Source organism: Pseudomonas sp. GL-R-19, from assembly GCF_019956375.1.
Taxonomy (GTDB): domain Bacteria; phylum Pseudomonadota; class Gammaproteobacteria; order Pseudomonadales; family Pseudomonadaceae; genus Aquipseudomonas.
Genome location: NZ_JAHBDJ010000008.1, coordinates 103,311 through 126,183 on the forward strand (window position 1 = coordinate 103,311; position 22,873 = coordinate 126,183).

20 protein-coding genes and 1 pseudogene are annotated in these 22,873 nt (G+C 61.7%); 12 read left to right on the top strand and 9 right to left on the bottom strand.

The genetic code is table 11. The features are described from left to right. Positions 1-9: 9 nt before the first annotated feature. Together KGA83_RS05045 and KGA83_RS05050 are read right to left on the bottom strand one after the other, a co-directional pair. Positions 10-156: pseudogene (locus KGA83_RS05045) on the bottom strand (FAD/NAD(P)-binding protein); the annotation flags it as partial. Between the two features lie 174 nt (positions 157-330). Continuing rightward, positions 331-672: an ArsR/SmtB family transcription factor gene (locus tag KGA83_RS05050; protein WP_108215954.1), complete on the bottom strand. Its 342-nt coding sequence runs from the start codon at positions 670-672 to the stop codon at positions 331-333. A 103-nt stretch (positions 673-775) separates the two neighbouring features. On the opposite strand from KGA83_RS05050, the gene KGA83_RS05055 reads away from it, so the two are divergent. Then, on the top strand, positions 776-1,639 hold the full coding sequence (locus tag KGA83_RS05055; protein ID WP_115947449.1) for an MBL fold metallo-hydrolase: 864 nt from the start codon (positions 776-778) through the stop codon (positions 1,637-1,639). Between the two features lie 112 nt (positions 1,640-1,751). Here the strand turns inward: KGA83_RS05055 and bkdR are convergent, their stop codons facing one another. Beyond that, entirely contained in the window at positions 1,752-2,240 is a 489-nt protein-coding gene (gene bkdR, locus KGA83_RS05060) for a Bkd operon transcriptional regulator BkdR (RefSeq protein ID WP_007976593.1), read from the bottom strand. Positions 2,241-2,425: 185 nt separating this feature from the next. Here bkdR and KGA83_RS05065 point away from each other — a divergent pair, with 185 nt between their 5' ends. The 5 genes from KGA83_RS05065 to KGA83_RS05085 all read left to right on the top strand — a co-directional run bounded on the left by KGA83_RS05065 (position 2,426) and on the right by KGA83_RS05085 (position 8,610). Then, positions 2,426-3,661, top strand: a complete 1,236-nt coding sequence (locus KGA83_RS05065) for a 3-methyl-2-oxobutanoate dehydrogenase (2-methylpropanoyl-transferring) subunit alpha (RefSeq protein ID WP_108215956.1) — start codon at positions 2,426-2,428, stop codon at positions 3,659-3,661. Between the two features lies 1 nt (position 3,662). After that, entirely contained in the window at positions 3,663-4,721 is a 1,059-nt protein-coding gene (locus tag KGA83_RS05070; protein ID WP_108215957.1) for an alpha-ketoacid dehydrogenase subunit beta, read from the top strand. Continuing rightward, positions 4,722-5,996: a dihydrolipoamide acetyltransferase family protein gene (locus tag KGA83_RS05075; protein WP_115947447.1), complete on the top strand. Its 1,275-nt coding sequence runs from the start codon at positions 4,722-4,724 to the stop codon at positions 5,994-5,996. It begins immediately after the preceding gene. Between the two features lie 3 nt (positions 5,997-5,999). Then, positions 6,000-7,382 carry a dihydrolipoyl dehydrogenase gene (lpdA, locus tag KGA83_RS05080; protein WP_115947446.1) on the top strand — a complete coding sequence of 461 codons (1,383 nt, stop codon included), beginning with the start codon at positions 6,000-6,002 and terminating at the stop codon, positions 7,380-7,382. A 208-nt stretch (positions 7,383-7,590) separates the two neighbouring features. After that, the gene (locus tag KGA83_RS05085) at positions 7,591-8,610 is read left to right on the top strand and encodes a branched-chain amino acid aminotransferase (RefSeq protein WP_108215960.1); all 1,020 of its coding nucleotides are present in this window, start codon (positions 7,591-7,593) and stop codon (positions 8,608-8,610) included. 161 nt (positions 8,611-8,771) lie between these two features. Here the strand turns inward: KGA83_RS05085 and KGA83_RS05090 are convergent, their stop codons facing one another. Then, positions 8,772-9,536 (bottom strand): ArsR/SmtB family transcription factor, encoded by a 765-nt coding sequence (locus tag KGA83_RS05090; RefSeq protein WP_223528875.1) that lies wholly within the window; start codon positions 9,534-9,536, stop codon positions 8,772-8,774. A 79-nt stretch (positions 9,537-9,615) separates the two neighbouring features. On the opposite strand from KGA83_RS05090, the gene KGA83_RS05095 reads away from it, so the two are divergent. After that, a complete protein-coding gene (locus tag KGA83_RS05095) occupies positions 9,616-10,725 on the top strand; it encodes a cytochrome P450 (protein WP_223528878.1) in 1,110 nt (369 codons plus the stop codon). 11 nt (positions 10,726-10,736) lie between these two features. Here the strand turns inward: KGA83_RS05095 and dmeF are convergent, their stop codons facing one another. The 3 genes from dmeF to KGA83_RS05110 all read right to left on the bottom strand — a co-directional run bounded on the left by dmeF (position 10,737) and on the right by KGA83_RS05110 (position 12,350). Next, positions 10,737-11,654, bottom strand: a complete 918-nt coding sequence (gene dmeF, locus KGA83_RS05100) for a CDF family Co(II)/Ni(II) efflux transporter DmeF (RefSeq protein ID WP_223528881.1) — start codon at positions 11,652-11,654, stop codon at positions 10,737-10,739. A 13-nt stretch (positions 11,655-11,667) separates the two neighbouring features. Beyond that, the gene (locus tag KGA83_RS05105; RefSeq protein ID WP_108215964.1) at positions 11,668-11,943 is read right to left on the bottom strand and encodes a metal/formaldehyde-sensitive transcriptional repressor; all 276 of its coding nucleotides are present in this window, start codon (positions 11,941-11,943) and stop codon (positions 11,668-11,670) included. 68 nt (positions 11,944-12,011) lie between these two features. Beyond that, on the bottom strand, positions 12,012-12,350 hold the full coding sequence (locus KGA83_RS05110) for an FKBP-type peptidyl-prolyl cis-trans isomerase (protein WP_150673256.1): 339 nt from the start codon (positions 12,348-12,350) through the stop codon (positions 12,012-12,014). 202 nt (positions 12,351-12,552) lie between these two features. Here KGA83_RS05110 and KGA83_RS05115 point away from each other — a divergent pair, with 202 nt between their 5' ends. Together KGA83_RS05115 and KGA83_RS05120 are read left to right on the top strand one after the other, a co-directional pair. After that, positions 12,553-14,361, top strand: a complete 1,809-nt coding sequence (locus KGA83_RS05115) for a monovalent cation:proton antiporter-2 (CPA2) family protein (RefSeq protein ID WP_115947441.1) — start codon at positions 12,553-12,555, stop codon at positions 14,359-14,361. A 143-nt stretch (positions 14,362-14,504) separates the two neighbouring features. Beyond that, positions 14,505-15,602, top strand: a complete 1,098-nt coding sequence (locus KGA83_RS05120) for a DNA alkylation repair protein (RefSeq protein ID WP_223528884.1) — start codon at positions 14,505-14,507, stop codon at positions 15,600-15,602. Positions 15,603-15,707: 105 nt separating this feature from the next. Here KGA83_RS05120 and KGA83_RS05125 read toward each other — a convergent pair whose 3' ends face one another. Further along, the gene (locus tag KGA83_RS05125; RefSeq protein ID WP_108215968.1) at positions 15,708-16,598 is read right to left on the bottom strand and encodes a LysR family transcriptional regulator; all 891 of its coding nucleotides are present in this window, start codon (positions 16,596-16,598) and stop codon (positions 15,708-15,710) included. A gap of 132 nt (positions 16,599-16,730) precedes the next feature. On the opposite strand from KGA83_RS05125, the gene KGA83_RS05130 reads away from it, so the two are divergent. Together KGA83_RS05130 and KGA83_RS05135 are read left to right on the top strand one after the other, a co-directional pair. Then, positions 16,731-18,392, top strand: coding sequence for a GMC family oxidoreductase (locus KGA83_RS05130; protein WP_115947439.1), 1,662 nt, complete (start codon positions 16,731-16,733; stop codon positions 18,390-18,392). A 99-nt stretch (positions 18,393-18,491) separates the two neighbouring features. Further along, on the top strand, positions 18,492-20,114 hold the full coding sequence (locus tag KGA83_RS05135) for an MFS transporter (RefSeq protein ID WP_223528886.1): 1,623 nt from the start codon (positions 18,492-18,494) through the stop codon (positions 20,112-20,114). 56 nt (positions 20,115-20,170) lie between these two features. Here KGA83_RS05135 and KGA83_RS05140 read toward each other — a convergent pair whose 3' ends face one another. Continuing rightward, positions 20,171-20,539, bottom strand: a complete 369-nt coding sequence (locus KGA83_RS05140; protein WP_115947437.1) for a DUF427 domain-containing protein — start codon at positions 20,537-20,539, stop codon at positions 20,171-20,173. Positions 20,540-20,807: 268 nt separating this feature from the next. Here KGA83_RS05140 and KGA83_RS05145 point away from each other — a divergent pair, with 268 nt between their 5' ends. Further along, on the top strand, positions 20,808-22,754 hold the full coding sequence (locus KGA83_RS05145; protein WP_263292504.1) for a DNA topoisomerase III: 1,947 nt from the start codon (positions 20,808-20,810) through the stop codon (positions 22,752-22,754). Positions 22,755-22,873 lie beyond the last annotated feature (119 nt).

Below are 22,873 nucleotides of genomic sequence, written 5' to 3' on the forward strand. Positions count from 1 at the left end.
GAGTTCTCAGTAGTGCCGGGAGTCGGGTTCGATCACGGTGATGTTCAGATGCGGGCTACGCTTGAGCAGGCTGGCGACAAGGCCAATGCCCGCCGTGCCGCCGCCGATCACCACGATATCTGCACTGATGGATGGGCCCCAGTGTTGATCGTTCATTGCTTGTTCCTTTTGCTGCAGGCAAATTTCTTCCAGCCGCAATACAAAACTACTGTAGGAGCGAGCCTGCTCGCGATGGTCGCCAACGATTACGCGTGTTATCTGTATAAACGCGGTGCCATTACGTCCATCGCGAGCAGGCTCGCTCCTACAGGTTCGGTGTGTTAGCTGGCATTAAGATTGAACCCAGCTTTTAAGCACGGCCCCGCAATAAAGCCCGGAGAGGGTTTTCATCACCTGGATCACTTCGTGACTGGCGAGACCGTAAAAAATGTACTTGCCTTCACGACGGGTGGCGACCAGTCCTTCATCGCGCAGGATGCCCAATTGCTGGGACAGGGTCGGTTGGCGCACGCCGGTCATTTTTTCCAGATCGCCTACGTTGCGCTCACCCTGGGTCAACTGGCACAGGATCAACAGGCGATCTTCATTGGCCAGGGCCTTGAGCAGCGCACACGCCTTGGAGGCCGAGGCGCGCAGTTGGGCGACTTCACATTCGGTCAGACTGGATTGCATTTGCAGGATGCCTTCAACGTCACTTAAGCTGCGAACATTATGTTTTTACATAAAGTGTTGCAACCCATGACTGAGTTTTCTACCCCTGTACAGGTCCGTGTCCATGCCCGCGCTGATTGAAGCTTTCCTCGACCCTGCCTCCTCGACCTACAGCTACGTGGTCTACGAGGCGGATGGCGGGCAGTGTGCGATTGTCGATCCGGTGCTCGATTACGACGGGGCCTCCGGGCGTACCGCGACCACCCAGGCCGACAAAATCATCGCCTTCGTCCGCGCCCGTCACTTGCAGGTGCAATGGCTGCTGGAAACCCACGCCCACGCCGATCACCTGTCCGCCGCTCCCTACCTGCGCGGGCAACTGGGCGGCAAGATCGCCATTGGCGAGTCGATCAGCAAGGTGCAGGACGTGTTCAAGGCGCTGTTCAATCTGGAGCCTGCCTTTTGCGTCGACGGATCGCAGTTCGATCACCTGTTCGCCCCCGACGAATCGTTCATGATCGGCAACCTCAGGGCCACCGCCCTGCACGTGCCCGGTCATACCCCGGCGGACATGGCCTACCTGATCGGCAACGATGTGATCCTGGTCGGCGACACGCTGTTCATGCCGGACGTGGGCACCGCGCGCTGCGACTTTCCCGGCGGCAATGCCAACCAGATGTACGCCTCGATCCACAAGCTCTTGGCCTTCCCCGCCAGCGTGCGCCTGTACGTGTGCCACGACTACCCGCCCGAGGGCCGTTCCTCCCAGTACATGACGACTGTGGGTGAACAACGCAAAAGCAACATCCACGTGCGCGACGGCATCGACGAAGCCGCCTTCGTCGACATGCGCATCCGGCGTGATGCCGGGCTGGGCATGCCGACGCTGTTGCTGCCGGCGATCCAGGTGAATGTGCGGGCGGGGGACCTGCCGCCGGCCGAAGACAATGGCGTGACCTACCTGAAAATCCCGATCAACAAGCTCTAACCCTGTAGGAGCTGCCGAAGGCTGCGATCTTTTGATCTTCAGCGATCCATCTGTCGCCAGAATCAAAAGATCGCAGCCTTCGGCAGCTCCTACAAGGCGCGATCCTTGATTTTCAGTTACCCAGCGTCAGCCCATTCGCCGGCAACGGCAGCGCGGTCTTATAGCGCACCTGCTTGAGCGCAAAGCTCGAACGGATATTCGCCACCCCCGGCACCTTGGTCAGAAAGTCCATCATGAAGCGCTCCAGCGACTGGATGGTCGGCACCAGCACCCGGATCAGATAGTCCGGGTCGCCGGCCATCAGGTAGCACTCCATCACCTCGGGGCGATCGGAAATCGCTTCTTCGAAATGCTGCAACGCCTCCTCTACCTGCTTTTCCAGGCTGACGTGAATGAACACGTTCACGTGCAATCCCAGCAGGTCGGCATCCAGCAGCGTCACTTGCTCGCGGATCACTCCCAGTTCTTCCATGGCCTTGACCCGGTTGAAACACGGCGTCGGCGACAGGTTCACCGAGCGTGCGAGGTCGGCATTGGTGATGCGGGCGTTCTCCTGAAGGCTGTTGAGAATGCCGATGTCAGTACGGTCCAGTTTACGCATGAGACAAAACCACCTGTTTTTTATGCTTATGCAGGTTTTTTATCTGCAAATGACCTTCAACGCAACGAAACAGAGAGAAATATTCTTCTTGGCCGGGCCTATGATTGTTGTAGGACAAGATTTCTTCTACCGAACGAAATCTGTCAGCTCACTACAAGAAATTCACAAGATCGAGCGTAGAAGCCATGACCCAAGCGTACGAACCGCTGCGCCTGCACGTCCCCGAACCCTCGGGCCGTCCAGGATGCAAAACCGACTTCTCCTACCTGCATCTGACCGATGCAGGCACGGTGCGCAAACCCCAAATCGACGTTGAACCGGCTGACACGGCTGATCTGGCCCGCGGCCTGATCCGCGTGCTCGACGACCAGGGCAATGCCCACGGCCCCTGGGCTGAAAACGTGCCAGTGGCGATCCTGCGCAAGGGCATGCGCGCCATGCTCAAGACGCGGATCTACGACAACCGCATGGTGGTCGCCCAGCGTCAGAAAAAGATGTCGTTCTATATGCAAAGCCTTGGCGAAGAAGCCATCGGCAGCGCCCAGGCCCTGGCCTTGAACATCGACGACATGTGCTTCCCGACCTACCGCCAGCAAAGCATCCTGATGGCCCGCGACGTACCGCTGGTCGACCTGATCTGCCAGTTGCTGTCCAACGAGCGCGATCCGCTCAAGGGCCGGCAACTGCCGATCATGTACTCGGTCAAGGACGCCGGTTTCTTCACCATTTCCGGCAACCTCGCCACCCAGTTCATTCAGGCCGTGGGCTGGGGCATGGCCTCGGCGATCAAGGGCGACACCAAAATCGCCTCGGCGTGGATCGGCGACGGCGCCACCGCCGAGTCGGATTTCCACACCGCCCTGACGTTCGCCCACGTGTACCGCGCTCCCGTGATCCTCAACGTGGTCAACAACCAGTGGGCGATTTCCACGTTCCAGGCGATTGCCGGTGGTGAAGCCACCACGTTCGCCGGTCGTGGCGTCGGTTGCGGCATTGCCTCCCTGAGGGTCGATGGCAACGACTTCGTCGCGGTCTACTCCGCTTCTGCCTGGGCCGCCGAACGTGCGCGCCGCGGTCTCGGCCCGACCATGATCGAATGGGTCACCTACCGTGCCGGCCCGCACTCGACCTCCGATGATCCGTCCAAATACCGTCCCGCCGACGACTGGAGCCACTTCCCGCTGGGTGATCCGATTGCACGCCTCAAGCAGCACCTGATCAAGATCGGCCAGTGGTCCGAAGAGGAACACGCCGCCGTCAGCGCCGAACTGGAAGCCGAAGTGATCGCCGCACAAAAAGAAGCCGAACAGTACGGCACCCTCGCCGGCGGCCAGATTCCGAGCGCCGCGACCATGTTCGAAGACGTCTACAAAGAGATGCCGGAGCACTTGAAGCGCCAGCGTCAGGAGTTGGGGATCTGACATGAACGATCACAACAACAAAATCGAGCTGGAAACCGCCATGACCACGACCACCATGACCATGATCCAGGCCCTGCGCTCGGCCATGGATGTGATGCTTGAACGTGACGACAACGTCGTGGTCTTCGGCCAGGACGTGGGCTACTTCGGCGGCGTGTTCCGCTGCACCGAAGGCCTGCAGAGCAAATACGGCACCTCCCGGGTGTTCGACGCGCCGATTTCCGAAAGCGGCATCGTCGGTACCGCCGTGGGCATGGGTGCCTACGGTCTGCGCCCGGTGGTGGAGATCCAGTTCGCCGACTACGTGTACCCGGCCTACGATCAGATCATTTCCGAAGCCGCCCGCCTGCGTTATCGCTCGGCTGGCGAGTTCACCGCACCGATGACCCTGCGCATGCCCTGCGGCGGCGGCATCTACGGCGGCCAGACCCACAGCCAGAGCATCGAGGCACTCTTCACTCAGGTGTGCGGTCTGCGCACCGTCATGCCGTCCAACCCCTACGACGCCAAAGGCCTGTTGATCGCCTCCATCGAAAACGATGACCCGGTGATCTTCCTTGAGCCCAAACGCCTGTACAACGGTCCCTTCGACGGCCACCACGAACGCCCGGTAACCCCGTGGTCGAAACACCCCGCGGCACAGGTGCCGGACGGTTACTACACCGTACCACTGGACGTTGCTGCGATCGCCCGTCCGGGCAAGGACGTCACCGTGCTGACCTATGGCACCACCGTCTACGTGTCGCAAGTAGCCGCTGAAGAAAGCGGCGTCGATGCCGAAGTCATCGACCTGCGCAGCCTGTGGCCGCTGGACCTGGAAACCATCGTCAAATCCGTGAAGAAAACCGGCCGCTGCGTCGTGGTTCATGAAGCCACCCGCACCTGCGGTTTCGGCGCCGAACTGGTGTCGCTGGTGCAAGAGCATTGCTTCCATCACCTGGAAGCGCCGATCGAACGCGTCACCGGTTGGGACACCCCTTACCCGCACGCGCAAGAGTGGGCGTATTTCCCAGGCCCGTCCCGAGTGGGCGCGGCGTTGAAACGGGTCATGGAGGTCTGAATGGGCACGCACGTCATTAAAATGCCGGACATTGGTGAAGGCATTGCAGAAGTTGAATTGTCACAGTGGCACGTCAAGGTCGGCGACATCGTCGTCGAAGATCAGGTACTGGCCGATGTCATGACCGATAAAGCGATGGTGGATATTCCGTCGCCGGTGCATGGCAAGGTGATTGCCCTTGGCGGCCAGCCGGGCGAAGTCATGGCGGTCGGCAGCGTGCTGATCAGCATTGAAGTCGAAGGCGCGGGCAACGTTAAGGAATCGGCGCAACCGGCACCTGTTAAAGAAGCCCCGATGGCCGCAGTCAAAGTTGAAGCCGTGGCTGAAAGCAAACCGGCCGCTGCCCCGGCGCCGAAAGCTGCCGTTTGCCAGGGCCCGATGGTCGCTCGCGAAGCCGATGAGCGTCCGCTGGCCTCCCCGGCCGTGCGCAAGCATGCGCTGGACCTCGGTATTCAGTTGCGCCTGGTGCGTGGCACCGGCCCGGCCGGCCGCATACTGCACGAAGATCTCGAAGCCTACCTGGCTCAGGGTCAGTCGAACGCTTCGGCACCGGTGGCGGCAGCTTACGCCCAACGTACCGATGAGCAGCAGATCCCGGTGATCGGCATGCGCCGCAAGATCGCCCAGCGCATGCAAGACGCCACCCAGCGTGCCGCCCACTTCAGTTATGTCGAAGAAATCGACGTGACGGCTGTGGAAGAGCTGCGCGCGCACCTCAACGAAAAACATGGCGCCACCCGTGGCAAGCTGACTTTGCTGCCATTCCTGGTCCGCGCCCTGGTCGTCGCCCTGCGTGACTTCCCGCAGATGAACGCCCGTTACGACGACGAAGCCCAGGTCATTACCCGCCTCGGTGCGGTACACGTCGGCGTCGCGACCCAGAGCGATGTCGGCCTGATGGTGCCGGTGGTGCGTCACGCCGAAGCCCGCAGCCTGTGGGACAGCGCGACGGAAATCGCTCGTCTGGCCAGCGCTGCACGCAATGGCAAGGCCAGCCGCGATGAGTTGTCCGGCTCGACCATCACCCTGACCAGCCTCGGCGCCTTGGGCGGCATCGTCAGCACGCCGGTGCTGAACCTGCCGGAAGTGGCGATCGTCGGTGTGAACAAGATCGTCGAACGGCCAATGGTGATCAAAGGCCAGATCGTGATCCGCAAGATGATGAACCTCTCCAGCTCCTTCGATCACCGCGTGGTCGACGGCATGGACGCGGCGCTCTTCATCCAGGCCATTCGTGGCTTGCTCGAACAACCTGCGACCCTGTTTGTGGAGTAAGTCATGCAGACCCTCAATACCACACTGTTGATCATCGGCGGCGGCCCCGGCGGTTATGTGACCGCGATCCGTGCCGGCCAGTTGGGCATCCCGACCATTCTGGTGGAAGGCCAATCCCTGGGCGGCACCTGCCTGAACATCGGCTGCATTCCGTCCAAGGCGCTGATTCATGTCGCCGAGCAGTTCCACCAGACCCGGCATCACAATCAGCATTCGGCCCTGGGCATCAGCGTTTCGGCACCGACCCTCGATATCACCAAGAGCGTCGAGTGGAAGGACGGCATCGTCGATCGCCTGACCACCGGCGTCGCGGCGCTGCTGAAAAAGAACAAGGTTCAGGTCGTACAAGGCTGGGCCAAGGTCATCGACGGCAAGACCGTGGACGTCGGCGACACGCGCATCCAGTGCGAACACCTGGTGCTGGCTACCGGCTCCAGGAGCGTCGACCTGCCGATGCTGCCAATTGGCGGGCCGATCATCTCGTCCACCGAAGCCCTGGCGCCGACCTCCGTGCCCAAGCGCTTGATCGTGGTCGGCGGCGGTTACATCGGCCTGGAGCTGGGCATTGCCTATCGCAAGCTCGGCGCCGAAGTCAGCGTGGTGGAAGCGCAGGAGCGCATCCTGCCGGCCTACGACGCCGAACTGACCCAGCCTGTGCACGACGAACTGAAAAAACTCGGCGTGAAGCTTTACTTGAAACACAGCGTGCAAGGCTTTGATTCTTCTAACAATACCTTGCAGGTACTGGAACCGGACGGCGAGACCCTGAACCTGGAAACCGATCAGGTGCTGGTGGCCGTCGGTCGCAAGCCGAACACCCAGGGCTGGAATCTCGAAGCGCTGAACCTGGACATGAACGGTTCGTCGATCAAGATCGACAGCCGCTGCCAGACCAGCATGCGCAACGTCTATGCCATCGGCGACCTGAGCGGCGAACCGATGCTCGCGCACCGGGCCATGGCCCAGGGCGAGATGGTCGCCGAGCTGATCAGCGGTAAATCCCGCGAGTTCAACCCCACCGCCATCGCCGCCGTATGCTTCACCGACCCGGAACTGGTGGTGGTCGGCAAGACCCCGGACGAAGCCAAGGCCGCAGGCTGGGACTGCATCGTGTCCAGCTTCCCGTTCGCCGCCAATGGCCGGGCGATGACGCTGGAATCGAAAAGCGGCTTCGTGCGCGTGGTCGCCCGTCGCGACAATCATGTGATTGTCGGTTGGCAGGCGGTGGGCGTCGGCGTGTCGGAGCTGTCCACGGCGTTTGCCCAGAGCCTGGAGATGGGCGCACGCCTGGAAGACATCGGCGGCACCATCCATGCGCATCCGACGCTGGGTGAGGCGGTGCAGGAAGCGGCGTTGCGGGCCCTTGGCCACGCATTGCACCTGTAGGAGCGAGCTCGCTCGCGAAAAACGTCAGGACAACGCGGTCATTCAGACGAGACGCGTTATCGTTGACGTCCATCGCGAGCAAGCTCGCTCCTACAAGGAACGCAATCTGGGCTGCGAAATGGGCCCGGAATGAAGTATTGTTGTCCCCATCCAAAAAACGTCAGAAGCCTTGAACCGTTTCGGCGGTTGTTAAGTGATAGAGGGTGTCATGGGTAACGAAAGCATTAATTGGGACAAGCTGGGTTTTGACTACATCAAGACCGACAAGCGCTATCTGTCGCACTGGCGTAATGGCGAGTGGGACAAAGGCACCCTGACCGAAGACAACGTGCTGCACATCAGCGAAGGCTCCACTGCCCTTCACTATGGCCAGCAGTGCTTCGAAGGCCTGAAGGCCTACCGCTGCAAGGACGGTTCGATCAACCTGTTCCGGCCGGACCGGAACGCCGCACGCATGCAGCGCAGCTGCGGTCGCCTGCTGATGCCGCAGGTGTCCACCGAACAATTCGTCGAAGCCTGCAAGGACGTGGTCCGCGCCAACGAGCGTTTCATCCCGCCGTACGGCACCGGCGGCGCGCTGTACCTGCGCCCGTTCGTGATCGGCGTGGGTGACAACATCGGCGTGCGTACCGCGCCGGAGTTCATCTTCTCGATCTTCTGCATCCCGGTCGGCGCCTACTTCAAGGGCGGCCTGACCCCGCACAACTTCCTGATCTCCAGCTACGACCGCGCCGCGCCACAAGGCACCGGCGCCGCCAAGGTCGGTGGCAACTACGCCGCCAGCCTGATGCCGGGCTCCCAGGCCAAGAAGGCGCATTTCGCCGACTGCATCTACCTGGATCCGCTGACCCATACCAAGATCGAGGAAGTCGGTTCGGCCAACTTCTTCGGGATCACCCACGACAACAAGTTCGTGACCCCGAACTCGCCATCGGTACTGCCGGGCATCACCCGTCTGTCGCTGATCGAACTGGCCAAATCGCGCCTGGGCCTGGAAGTGATCGAGGGCGACGTGTTCATCGACAAGCTCTCCGACTTCAAGGAAGCCGGTGCTTGCGGTACCGCTGCGGTGATCACGCCGATTGGCGGCATCAACTACAACGACCACCTGCACGTGTTCCACAGCGAAACCGAAGTCGGCCCGATCACCCAGAAGCTCTACAAAGAGCTGACCGGCGTGCAAACCGGCGACATCGAAGCGCCAGCGGGCTGGATCGTCAAGGTTTGATCTGACGCCAGACGCACAAAAGCCCCCCATCGGGTGACCGATGGGGGGCTTTTTGTTTGCATTGTACTGACAAACCCACCACGCCCCCTGTGGGAGCGAGCCTGCTCGCGATGACGGCATTTCATTCAACACAAAGACAACTGGAATACACGTATCGTCAGTCAGCGAATATTCCCGAACTCCACCGAACCTGCCGTAATTTGCGAAACTTTGACATTACCCTCAACCACCAACGGCAATTCGATTCCAAACCGCCTTCCAAACTCCTTGCACCCCAACGCCGTCAACGCCAACGCGCGACTGTCCAGATCCTGGGTCACCCACTTGCGCTTGAGCGCCGTTTGCAGCAATGCCGCGCCCAGCGATCCGCCCAGATGCGGCCGACGCATGCTCCAGTCCAGGCACGGGCAGGCAAAGCGGCGGCGTAAGGTGCTCAAGTCCTGTACCTCGATCCCGAGCCCCTGAAACATTGCCGAGCCACTGTCACTCAAGCGATAGGCCTGTTCGTCGGTTTCCTCAAGCCAGCCCGCTTCGAGCATCCGGTCATGCAACAGCACCGCCAGGGTGCCCGCCATGTGGTCGTAGCAGGTGCGGGCAAACTGCAGGCGATCCGGGGTACGCGACTGGAAGCCCGGCGCGGTGTTCTGGCCGATCACCATCAGCGCCTCCAGGGCCTGGGCCACGCGCTTGTCCGCCAGGCTGTAATAGCGATGACGTCCCTGAACGTGCAACCGTACCAGCGCCAGCTCCTTGAGTTTGGCCAGGTGGGCACTGGCCGTCGACGCGCTGACTTCGGCCACCGCCGCCAGTTCGGTGCTGGTGCGGGCGTGGCCGTCCATCAGCGAACAGAGGATTTTCGTCCGTGCAGGCTCGGCGATGGCTGCCGCCACCTGCGAGACGCCAATGTCGTGTTGTTCTGCGCTCATATTTCGCTCCCGGACGAATCAATGCCCTTTCGGACTGGAGATAGTAGCAACACTTTCCGACAACAAAAGGCTCTCACCCATGGACCCGATCATCGCTACGACCCATGCCGATCCCTATCCCTACTACGCACAACTGCGTGCCGAAGGCGGGCTGGTTTTTCATCCGGGGCTGAACCTGTGGGTGGCCAGCAGCGCCCGGGCGGTGGCCGCCGTGCTGGCGCATTCCGATTGCCACGTTCGCCCCGCGCAGGAGCCAGTCCCCAAGGCGATTGCCGATGGCATTGCCGGCCAGGTGTACGGTCAATTGATGCGCATGAATGAGGGCGAGCGCCAGCGTTGCCCACGGTCGGCGATTGCGCCGGGTCTGGAGTTGATCGATGCGCGGGAAGTCGAGGCTCTGGTCAGCGCCCGATTGAACACCGCCGATGCCGCCGGCCTGTACAACGCCATGTTCCGTGGGCCGGTGTGCGTGGTGGCGGCGTTGTTGGGATTCACCCCGGCTCAGGGCCGTGTCATCAGCGAACTGACGGCGGATTTCGTGGCTTGCCTGTCGCCCCTGAGTACTGCGGCGCAGCTGACCGCCGCCCACGCTGCCGCCGAACAGTTGAGCGGTTATTTCGTCGAATTGCTCGACGATCCGCACAACCACAGCCAATTGCTTGCAGGTATCCGACAGCGCTTCGCGTCCGGTGCGCCGCAAACGTTGATTGCCAATCTGATCGGCCTGTTCTCCCAGACCTTCGAGGCCACTGCAGGGCTAATCGGCAACGCCGTGCTGGCATTGATTCAACAGCCGTCGTTGCGCAGTGAGCCAACCCCTGTCGAATACCTGCTGGCCGAAGTGCAGCGCTTCGACCCGCCGGTACAGAACACCCGCCGCTTCGTCGCCGCCCCCTGCGAGATTGACGGGGTGAGGCTGAATGCCGCAGACGTGATCCTGGTGTTGCTGGCCTCGGCCAATCGCGACCCGCAGCTCAACGACAACCCCGATACCTTCCTGCTCGATCGCCCGAACCGGCGCAGCTTCACCTTTGGTGCGGGGCGCCATCAATGCCCGGGGCAACGCCTGGCGTTATGCATTGCCGGCGCTACCGTCCGGCAAGTTCTGGCGATGAAGCCGGCACTGGATCGCCTGAGCTGGCATTACCGCCCGTCCGTGAATGGACGGATTGCGCTGTTCGGTGACTGAGCGAAAACCGCTCAAGCAGTGCGGTATTCGACGGTCAGGTGAGACAACTCATGGACCGGCGCCAGGCGTTCGCGAATGGTGTCGGCACTGACATTGGCTGCCGCCACGACGCTGACAATCGCGGCCCGCGCCTGCGGGCCGACCTGCCACACATGCAGATCGCTGATACGCACATCGTCCGACTTGAGCAATTCGCGAATCTCATCGGCAACATGGGCATCGGTGACGTCGAGCAACACCGCAGCGCTGGCACGCAACAATCCAACGGCCCATTTCGCGATCACGATGGCGCCGACAATACCCATCACCGGGTCCAGCCACACCCACCCCAGATAACGCCCCGCCAGCAACGCGGCAATCGCCAGCACCGACGTCAAGGCGTCGGCCAACACATGGACGTAGGCCGAGCGCAGGTTGTTGTCGTGATGGTGATGATGGCCGTGGCTGTGATCGTGGCCATGATGACCGTGGTCGCCCGCCAGCAAAAAGGCACTGACGATGTTTACCGCCAGCCCCACTACCGCAATCACCGTCGCTTCAGTGAATGCCACGGTGGTTGGCTGAAACAGGCGAAAAACGGACTCACCGGCAATGCCGATCGCCACCAGCCCCAGCACCATGGCCGAGGCAAAACCGGCCAGGTCCCCGACCTTGCCGGTGCCGAAGCTATAGCGCGCGTTATTGGCATTGCGCCGTGCGAACCCATAGGCCGCCGCCGCGATACCCAAGGCCCCGGCATGGGTGGCCATGTGAAAACCATCGGCCAGCAACGCCATGGAACCGGTGATGTAACCGGCAGCGATTTCGCCAATCATCATCACAAACGTCAGCGCCACCACCCATAAGGTGCGACGGGCGTTTTCATCATGGGAAGCGCCGAGAAATACATGGTCGTGAGAAAAGCGCGAAGCCTGGGGTGTCTGTGTCATGGGGTTCGGGCCTCTATTTGGCATAACGACGGATGGCCAGCAACAGGTCTTCCACGCCCTGGGCGCGTTCTTCATCGCTCAGGCCCGGATGGGCCACGTGCTCGCGGGCGTGGGCGTCGATGAACTGCTCCAGCAGACCATTGACCGCGCCCCGGATCGCGGCCACCAGATGCAGGGTCTTGGCGCAATCGGCATCGGACTCGAGCGCCCGCTCCACGGCTTCCACCTGACCGGCAATCCGCCTCACCCGCTTGATCAAGTCATCTTTGTGTTCGTGAATGTGCGACATACCTATACCCCCTACCCCTATATGGCGCATATGGTCGCCGATAGAGCGGAGCTCTGGCAAGCTACAAGTCAATCATCCCGCGTCAGCACTTCCAGCAGTTCAATTTCGAAGATCAGGTTCGAATTCGGCGTGATCTTGCCCATGGTGCGTTCGCCATAGGCCAGATGCGCCGGCACCAGCAACTTGCGCTTGCCACCGACCTGCATGCCCATGATGCCCAAGTCCCAGCCCTTGATAACCCGACCGGTACCGATCACGCACTGGAAGGGCTTGCCACGACTATAGGAAGAATCGAATTCGGTCCCGTCCTCCAGCCAGCCACGGTACTGGGTGGTGATCAGTGCGCCTTTGACGGCGGCTTTTCCGTCACCCACTTGCAGATCGATTACCTGAAGCTCGTCATTCATTGAATTCACTCGTATGTTCACTCGCCCTCAAGGGCCTGATGGGCGCCGTTTTCCCAGATTTGCCCTCGATTGGCAACCATTGCCTGCTCGCGAAGGCGACGGCACGACTGCATTGAGGTAACTGACATCCCACGGTAGATCTTCAGCGAGCCCAGCCTTTATCCTTGACGCCCCCGCTGTGTCGAGTTCTGGAGTTTCGTCCATGCCCCATGAAGGCAACCTGCTACAAGCCGCTGTCGTATTTCTGATGGCGGCCGTGCTCATCGTTCCCTTGGCCAAGCGCCTGCAACTGGGGGCAGTTCTGGGCTACCTGTTTGCCGGGGTGATCATCGGCCCGTCAGTGCTGGGCCTGATCGACAACCCGCAAAGCGTCGCTAACATTTCCGAACTCGGCGTGGTGTTGCTGCTGTTCATCATCGGCCTGGAACTGTCGCCGCGACGCTTGTGGGTGATGCGCAAATCAGTGTTCGGCGTCGGTCTGGCGCAAGTGCTGCTCACTGGCACGGTGATTGGCGTTGTGGCGCTGTGGCTGTTTGGCCAGCCGTTGAACACCGCGATCGTCCTCGGCCTGGGCCTGGCGCTGTCGTCCACGGCATTCGGCCTGCAAAGCCTGGCCGAACGCAAGGAACTGACCAGCCCCCACGGGCGGCTCGCGTTCGCCATCCTGTTGTTTCAGGACATCGCCGCAATCCCCTTGATCGCCATGGTGCCGTTGCTGGCCGGTGGCGATCACAGCACCACCGCCAGTGAAAACCTGAACCACGGCCTGCAAGTGCTGGCCAGCATCGCCGTGGTGGTGATCGGCGGGCGTTATCTGCTGCGACCGGTGTTTCGCGTGGTGACCAAAACCGCACTGCCAGAAGTCTCAACCGCCACGGCGTTGCTGGTGGTGATCGGCACGGCCTGGCTGATGGAACTGGTCGGCATTTCCATGGCCCTGGGCGCCTTCCTCGCCGGCCTGCTGCTGGCGGATTCCGAGTATCGCCATGAACTGGAAGCCCAGATCGAACCGTTCAAGGGCCTGTTGCTCGGGCTGTTTTTCATCAGCGTCGGCATGGGTGCGAACCTGAGCCTGTTGCTGAGCACACCGGTCGCAGTGCTGGGCCTGACTCTGCTGTTGATCGCGATCAAACTGCCGCTGCTGTTTATTGTTGGTCGCCTGGCCGGCGGCTTGAACAAGGTCAGTGCGATCCGCCTGGGTATCGTGTTGGCGGCCGGTGGTGAATTTGCCTTTGTGGTGTTCAAGATCGGTCGCGATCATGGGCTGTTCGCGGCGCAACTGTATGACTTGCTGGTGTTGACCATCACCCTGTCCATGGCCGTGACACCGCTGTTGCTGCTGATTTGCGCGCAGTTGGTCAGCCCGAAAGTGCAACCGGTGGAAGTACCGGAGAAGTTCCGCGAAATCGACACCGACGCGCCACGGGTGGTGATCGCCGGCATGGGTCGCATGGGCCAGATCATTGCGCGGATTTTGCGCGCACAGAACATCAAGTTCGTGGCCCTCGACACCTCGGTGGAAACCATCGAACTGTCCCGCAGCTTTGGTGGCGTGCCGGTGTTCTATGGCGACCCGATGCGCCCGGAAATACTCAGCGCGGCCAAGGTCGGGGAAGCCGAGTATTTCGTGATCGCCACCGACGACCCGGACACCAACATCAAGACCGCCGAACTGGTGCGCAAGCTCTATCCGCATATGAAGATCATCGCCCGTGCCCGTAACCGTCAGCATGTGCACCGGCTGATGGACGTCGGCGCTCACGCCGTGCGCGAAACCTATTATTCGAGCCTGGAAATGAGCCGGCAAACCCTGATCGGCCTGGGATTGACCCAGGCCCAGGCGGATGCGCGGATCAAGCGCTTCAAGCAGCACGACGAAGTGGTGCTTGAAGCCCAGCATGCGGTGTATGACGACGCGGTGAAAGTGCTGCAGACGGCGCAGGAAGCCCGGGCGGAACTGGCCAGGTTATTCGAGTCGGATCAACTGCAGGAGCAAGCGGGAAAGAATTGAGGTGAATTTGAGGACGCCTTCGCGAGCAGGCTCGCTCCCACACTGGATCTTTGTCGCTTATACGCTCTTCTGTAGGAGCGAGCCTGCTCGCGATGAACGATGACGCGGTGTGATGGATCAACAACAATCGCCAAGGAGCCACCATGGCTGACAAACCCTCTCCGGCCCTCAAGGAAATCTTCAACGCCGAGCGCCTCCAGCACATCGCCAGCGAAATGACCGCGGTCTATCCGCCATTCGAGGCCAGGCGTTTCCTGAAGCTGGCCCAGTCCGGCCTGGCGGATCTCAGCGTCATGCAGCGCATGGCCCGGGTCAGCGAGTGCCTGCACGCCGTGCTCCCCCTGGACTACGAGGCGTCGCTGCAAGTGCTGCGCGCCCTCGCCCCGCGCCTCAACAGCGGCTTCGTCAGCATGTGCCTGCCGCACTATGTCGCCAGCTACGGCGCCCATGCGTTCGATCAGTCAATGGACGCGCTGAAGTATTTCACCGCCTTCGGCTCCTCGGAATTCGCGATCCGTCATTTTCTGCGCAGCGACCTCGAACGCTCACTCAAGCTGATGCGCGACTGGTCGCTGGATGACAACGAACATGTACGCCGCCTGGCCAGCGAAGGCTGCCGGCCACGCCTGCCCTGGTCATTCCGGCTGGAGCCCATCCAGGCCGATCCGGCACTCGCCGCGAACATCCTCGACAACCTCAAGGCCGACACCAGCCTGTACGTGCGCAAATCCGTGGCCAACCACCTCAACGACATCACCAAGGATCACCCCGACTGGGTGCTGGACCTGATCGAAGGCTGGGCGCTGGACAACAGGCACAGCGCATGGATCGCCAGACACGCCCTGCGCAGCCTGATCAAACAGGGCAACCGGCGGGCACTGGCGATTATCGGCGCGGGCGGCAAGCCCGAAGTCGAGATCGTCGGTGTGAAAGTCGAACCGCCGGTCATTGGCCTGGGAGAAAAAATCACCCTGTCGTTTGCCGTCAAATCCACCGTTGCAAGCAGTCAGCGTCTGGTGATCGACTATGCCATCGACTACGTCAAGGCCAATGGAAGCACCTCGGCGAAGGTGTTCAAGCTCAAGGCGCTGACCCTACCCGGCAACGCCGTCGAAGCCGTCAGCCGTGGTCAGCAGATCAAGGAGCTCACTACCCGCCGGCATTATGCGGGGCGCCATGCGGTGCATGTCATGGTCAATGGTGAAAGGCTGGCCAGCACGGCGTTCGAGATTCTTGCTTGAACCTCAAGATGGATATTGGATGTGCTGCCGCCTTCGCGAGCAGGCTCGCTCCCACAGGGGAGCGCATTCCAATGTGGGAGCGAGCCTGCTCGCGAAGGCGTCAGCTCAGGCACCGCCCAACAACAACCCCTGCTCCCGCTCACACAACTGCACCACATAATCCCACAACACCCGCAACCGCACCGATTTGTGCAGCTCCCGGCGGGTGCTGATCCAATAGCTGCGCTGGATGCTTTCGTCCGGCAACAATGGCACCAGCCCCGGATCAGCACTGGCCATGTAGCACGGCAGCACGGCAATCCCCAATCCCGAGCGCGCCGCCTGTTGCTGGGCGATCACGCTGGTGCTGTGAAACACCACCTGCGGATTGCGGCAGAAGCTGTTGAGGAACATCAGTTCCTGGCTGAACAGCAAATCATCGACATAGCCGATCCACGCATGACGCCCCAGGTCCTCGCGACTGCGCAACGGCGGCGAGCGGTCGAGATAGTCCTGGCTGGCATAGAGCGCCAGGCGATAGTCGGTGAGTTTGCGGGTGACCAGCATGTCGGCGGCCGGCCGCTCGAGGTGGATGCTGATTTCCGCCTCGCGATTGAGGATGCTGACAAAACGTGGCACCGCCACCAGTTCCACCTCCAGCCCCGGATAGCGTTCGAACAAGCCGTTCATGCGACTGGCGAGGAACATGATGCCCAGCCCTTCGGTCACCCCGACGCGGATCTTGCCCAGTGGCGCGGTGGACTGGGTGATTTCCTCCTGGGCCAGCAACGCCACGTTCTCCATCGCCTCGGCGTGTTTAAGCAACGCCTCGCCCGCCGGGGTCATCTCATATCCCTGGGCATGTTGAACGAACAACGCCGTGCCGAGGCTCTTTTCGATGGCCTCGATGTGCCGCGCCACGGTGGCATGGGTGGTGTTCAGGCGGCGGGCGGCCGTGAGCAAACGCCCGCTGCGCTGCAATTCGAGAAAAAACCGCAGGTCATTCCAGTCGAACATGAATCGTCCTTGTTCTTTGCCGTTCGGGATGCTGTTTAAAAACGCACAGCGGCTGCGCAAAAACTAACATTCTTTTGACGAAAGCTAACAACTAGGATGACAGACAACAAGAACAACAAAACGAGATCAGGGATGCAGACTTCTCTGGATGAATACGATTACATCGTGGTCGGGGCCGGGCCGGCCGGGTGTCTGTTGGCCAATCGACTGTCGGCCAACCCGCAACATCGCGTGTTGCTGCTCGAAGCCGGTGGCCGCGACAACTATGCGTGGATTCACATCCCCGTGGGTTACCTGTTCTGCATCGGCAACCCGCGCACCGACTGGTGCTTCAAGACCGAAGCGCAACCGGGCTTGCAAGGTCGGGCCCTGAGCTACCCGCGCGGCAAGGTGCTGGGTGGCTGCTCATCGATCAACGGCATGATCTACATGCGCGGCCAGGCCGCTGACTACGACCGCTGGGCCGCCGACGGCAACCCTGGCTGGAGCTGGCAAGACGTGTTGCCGCTGTTCAAGCAGAGTGAAAACCACTTTGCCGGCGCCGCCGAATTTCACGGTGCCGCGGGCGAATGGCGAGTCGAACGCCAGCGCCTGTCTTGGCCGATTCTCGATGCGTTCCGCAGCGCCGCAGAACAAAGCGGCATCGCCAGCATCGATGACTTCAACCAGGGCGACAACGAAGGTTGCGGTTACTTCCAGGTAAATCAGAAGGCCGGCATCCGCTGGAACGCGTCCAAGGCCTTTCTCAAACCGGTGCGCCAGCGTCCCAATCTCACCGTGCTGACCGGTGTCGAAGTCGACCGCGTACTGCTGGACAATGGTCGCGCCTCGGCGGTCAGCGCCCGCTGGCAAGGCCAGGCGAAAACCTTCAAGGCGCGCAAGGAAATCGTCCTGTGTGCCGGCTCCGTCGGTTCGCCCAGCATCCTGCAACGCTCCGGTATCGGCCCGCGTCCGCTGCTGGAACGGCTGGGCATTGGCGTCACCCATGAGCTACCCGGTGTGGGTGGCAACCTGCAGGATCACCTGCAACTGCGGCTGATCTACAAGCTGGAAAATGCCCGCACCCTGAATCAGATTGCCGGCAGCCTGTGGGGCAAGCTGGGCATGGGCCTGCGCTACCTGTATGACCGCAGCGGTCCGCTGTCCATGGCGCCGAGCCAGTTGGGCGCCTTTGCCCGCTCGGGGCCGGAGCAGACTTCAGCCAACCTCGAATATCACGTACAACCGCTGTCGCTGGAGCGTTTTGGCGAACCGTTGCACGCGTTCCCGGCGTTCACCGCTTCGGTCTGCGATTTGCGCCCGCAAAGCCGTGGCCGGGTGGACATCCGCTCGGCCAACCCGCAAGAAGCACCACTGATTCAACCCAATTACCTGAGCCACCCGGAAGACCTGCGGGTCGCCGCCGATGCCATTCGACTGACCCGGCGCATCGTCGCCGCGCCGGCCCTGCGCCCCTTCAATCCCGTGGAATATCTGCCCGGCGACAGCCTGCAAAGCGAAGAACAGCTGCACGAAGCCGCCGCGCGGATCGGCACCACGATTTTCCATCCGGTGGGTACCTGCCGCATGGGCAACGACGCCGACGCCGTGGTCGATGCGCAGCTCAAGGTCCATGGCATCCCCGGCCTGCGCATCGCCGACGCCTCGATCATGCCGCGCATCACCTCGGGCAACACCTGCTCGCCGACGCTGATGATTGCCGAGAAGGCGGCGCAGATGATCCTCAACTCCGCTGCAAACACAATCCCTGTAGGAGCGAGCCTGCTCGCGAAAGCGGTGGATCAGCCAGCATAAACGTTGAATGGAACGACGCCATCGCGAGCAGGCTCGCTCCTACAAGGAACACGCAACACCAGTGGAACAACAAAAACAATCACTGTGAGGGATACCGGTATGTCAGAACACGCTCAGTCCCTGGAAGCCGTGCGCAGCGCGGGCACCAGTCAGGAAACCCAGAAAGTCATCTTTGCCTCGTCCCTCGGGACGGTCTTCGAGTGGTACGACTTTTTCCTCTATGGCGCCCTCGCGGCGGTGATCAGCAAGCAATTTTTCGCCGGGGTCAACGACACCACGGCGTTTATCTTTGCGCTGATGGCCTTCGCCGCCGGCTTCATCGTCCGGCCGTTCGGTGCGCTGGTGTTCGGGCGGCTGGGGGACATGATCGGGCGCAAGTACACCTTCCTCGCCACCATCATCCTCATGGGCCTGGCAACGTTCTGCGTCGGATTGCTGCCGACCTACGCCAGCATCGGCATCGCAGCGCCAATCATCCTGGTGGTGTTGCGCATGCTCCAGGGCCTGGCCCTGGGCGGTGAATACGGCGGCGCCGCGACCTATGTCGCCGAGCACGCGCCCATTGGCAAGCGAGGCTTCCACACCAGCTGGATTCAATCCACCGCGACCCTGGGCCTGCTGCTCTCGCTGCTGGTGGTGCTGGGCTGCCGCTACTTCACCGGCGATCAGTTCGAAGTCTGGGGCTGGCGCATTCCGTTCCTGTTTTCCATCGTGCTGCTGGGCATCTCGACCTGGATTCGCCTGAGCCTGCACGAGTCGCCGGCCTTCGTGAAAATGAAATCGGAAGGCAAGCTGTGTAAACAGCCGATTCGCGACTCCTTCGGTAAGTGGGAAAACCTCAAAGTGGTGTTGATCGCGCTGTTCAGCATCAATGCCGGGCAAGCGGTGACCTTCTACGCCGCGCAATTCTATGTGCTGTTCTTCCTCACCCAGTTCCTGAAAATGGACCCGGCCGTGGCCAACGGTTTGCTGATTGTCAGCGTGATCATTGGCGCCCCCTTCTTCATTTTCTTTGGCTGGCTGTCGGACAAGGTCGGGCGCAAACCGGTGCTGATGATCGGCCTGCTGCTGGCCACCGCGCTGTATTTCCCGATTTTCAAGACCCTGGCCCACTACGCCAACCCGGCCATCGACCAGGCCAGCCGCCAGGCACCGATCACCGTGATGGCCGACCCGGCCACCTGTACCTTCCAGTTCGACCCGGTGGGCAAGGCGAAATTCGACAGCCCGTGCGACAAGGTCAAGACCTTCCTGGTCAAGCAGGGCCTGCCGTACCAGAGCGCAGCGGCCCCGGCCGGCAGTGGCGTGCAGGTCAGCGTCGGCGACGTGAAGATCGATGGTTTCGACGAAGCCGCCCTGCGCGGTGCCGTGACCCTCGCCGGCTACCCGCAACAGGCGGACATGCAGCAGATCAACAAGCCGATGATCGTGGCGCTGATCGTCGCGCTGATCATCATCTCCGCGATGTGCTACGGCCCGCTGGCGGCGCTGATGGTCGAACTGTTCCCGACCCGCATCCGCTACACCTCGATGTCCTTGCCCTATCACATCGGCAACGGCTGGTTCGGCGGCTTTTTGCCGACCGTGTCGTTCGCGCTGGTGGTGTACACCGGGGACATCTTCTACGGGCTGTGGTATCCGGTGGTGATCACCGGGGTGAGCCTGGTGGTGGGAATGCTGTGCTTGCGTGAGACGCGCAACGTCGATCTCGACAAGAACTGAGGCAAGGCCTGGCGACGAGGGAGCAGGCTCCCTCGTCGCGCCCCGATCAGCCCCAATCAAACCTCGGCATCGAGCAACTCGAACTTCACTTGATCCGGGTAGAACGCCACATACTCACGAATCTGTTCGACAGACACCTTGGGATTCTCGTAACTCCACGCCGCGTTGGCAGCTTCATACCCTGGCACCTGCAAACTGAAATAGCTGGCATCGCCCTTGTACGGGCAATAACTGGTGTGGTCGGTGCGGGCGAAATACTTCTCGTCGATATCCTCACGCGGCACGTAGTACACCGGCGGGTAATTGGCCTCCAGCAACACCAGGGCCCGCGCCGAGGCGGCTACTTGAATACCGTGAAACCTTACCAGCAGGCAGCCAGGCTGCTCGGCGATGGTGATGACAGGGCTAGGACCGGAGCTTTTCATGGAATGCGTTCCTCATGACGGTGATGGACCTGCAAATCGATGATGTGGGAGCGTGGCTTGCCCGCGATGGGCTGCGCAGCAGCGCCAAAACCTGAGACCTCGGTGTATCAGGTATAACCCAAGTTTCACCCTCGCGACTGCTTCGCAGCCGAACGGAGCCAGGCCGGCGCAACACACAAAGCTGTACATCCATACAGATAAAGATTGCTCCATCGTCCATCAACCGCCATTCTGTGCATCTCTCGCACATTGATCGACGATGGTGGTTATGCGGCTGTACCTCTGTGAAAAACCTTCCCAGGCCAAAGACATCGCGGCAGTCCTCGGCGCCCGGCGCCGGGGCGATGGCTGTTGGCTGGGAACGGACGTCACGGTGACCTGGTGCATCGGCCATCTGCTGGAAACCGCACCGCCGGACGCCTACGACGCACGCTACAAGCGCTGGGTGCTGGCGGACCTGCCGATCATTCCCGAAAAATGGAAAATGACCGTCAAGCCGCGCACCGCCAGCCAATACAAGGCGGTCAAGCGTCTGCTCGGTGAAGCGTCCGAACTGATCATTGCCACGGACGCCGACCGCGAGGGCGAGATGATCGCCCGGGAACTGGTGGAACATTGCCGCTATCGCGGGCCGATCCGCCGGCTCTGGTTGTCGGCGCTGGACGATGCGTCCATCCGCAAGGCTCTGGCGGCACTCAAACCGGGGAACGAGACCTTCAGCCTCTATCACTCGGCCCTGGGGCGCTCCCGGGCCGACTGGCTGATCGGCATGAACATGAGTCGGCTGTTCACCTTGCTGGGGCGCCAGTCTGGCTATCAAGGCGTGTTGCCGGTCGGCCGGGTGCAAACGCCGACCTTGCGCCTGGTGGTGGATCGCGATCGCAGCATCGCCGACTTCGTGCCCGTCCCCTATTGGGCCATCGACGTGCAACTGCTGCACAACGGCACCGCGTTCACCGCTCAATGGCGCGCGGCATCCGAGGTTTGCGACGATCAGGACCGCTGCCTGAATCAGGCGCTGGCGCAACAAGCGGCGGCCGCCATGAGCGGCGCGGCCAGTGCGCGGGTGATCAAACTGCGCACCGAGCGGATGCGCGAAGTGGCCCCGCTGCCGTTCGATCTGGGCACCCTGCAGGAGGTCTGCTCGAAGAAGCTCGGCCTCGGCGCCCAGGAAACCCTCGACATCGCCCAGGCGCTGTACGAAACCTACAAAGTCATTACCTATCCACGCAGTGATTGCGGCTACTTGCCCCTCAGCCAGCACAGCGAAGCACCGGCCATCCTGGCGGCACTGCGCCAGGCCGATCCGGCGTTGAACGCCTTGCACGATCACCTGGATCCGCAATGGCGCTCACGGGCCTGGAACGATGCTAGGGTCAGCGCTCACCACGGCATCATTCCCACTGCTGCGGCGAAGAATCTCGACAAGCTGGCGGGCAAACAGCGCGCGGTCTACACCCTGATCCGTGCTCGATACCTGGCGCAGTTCCTGCCCAATCACGAGTACGACCGCACCCAGGCCGACTTCGACTGCGCCGGCGAGGCCTTACGCGCTGTCGGCAAGCAGATCATCGAGCCGGGCTGGAAACGCGCCCTGCCCGAAGCGCTGGCGCAGGCCAAGGGGCGCGAAGCTCCCGCGCCGCAGACCCTACCCAACCTGGCCGAAGGCATCGATTGCGCAGTGGCCGGCGTGCGACTCAAGGACCTCTGGACCCAGCCGCCGAAGCCGTTCACTGAAGGCGATCTGATCAAGGCGATGAAGAATGTCGCCAAACTGGTGGAAGACCCGCTACTCAAGCAAAAACTCAAGGACACCACCGGCATCGGCACCGAAGCGACTCGCGCGTCGATCATCCAGGGCCTGCTCGACCGTGGCTATCTGGTCAAGAACGGCAAGGCCCTGGCCGCGACGCCAGCCGCGTTCAGCCTGATCGACGCCGTACCGCGGGCCATCGCCGATCCGGGCACCACGGCGATCTGGGAACAGGCCCTGGACATGGTGCAAAGCGGGGAAATGAGCCTGGAAGAATTCGTCACCAAACAGGCGGCGTGGATGAGCAAGCAAGTCAGCCGTTGCGCCGGGCTGAGCATGACCATCAGCGGCCCACCGCCCACCGGTTCCGCCGCAGCCCCATGGAAGAAAAAACGTAAAGGCGCCCCGCGCAAACCAGCGAGCGGTACCAAGCGCAGGTCAAAACCGGCAAGCAACACGTAAACCTGACACCGAACCCTGTGGCGAGGGAGCTTGCTCCCACTGGGCCGCAAAGCGGCCCCCAAAAACCAAAACAGGGACTGCTGCGCCCGAACGCGGACCGGTCCAGCGGGAGCAAGCTC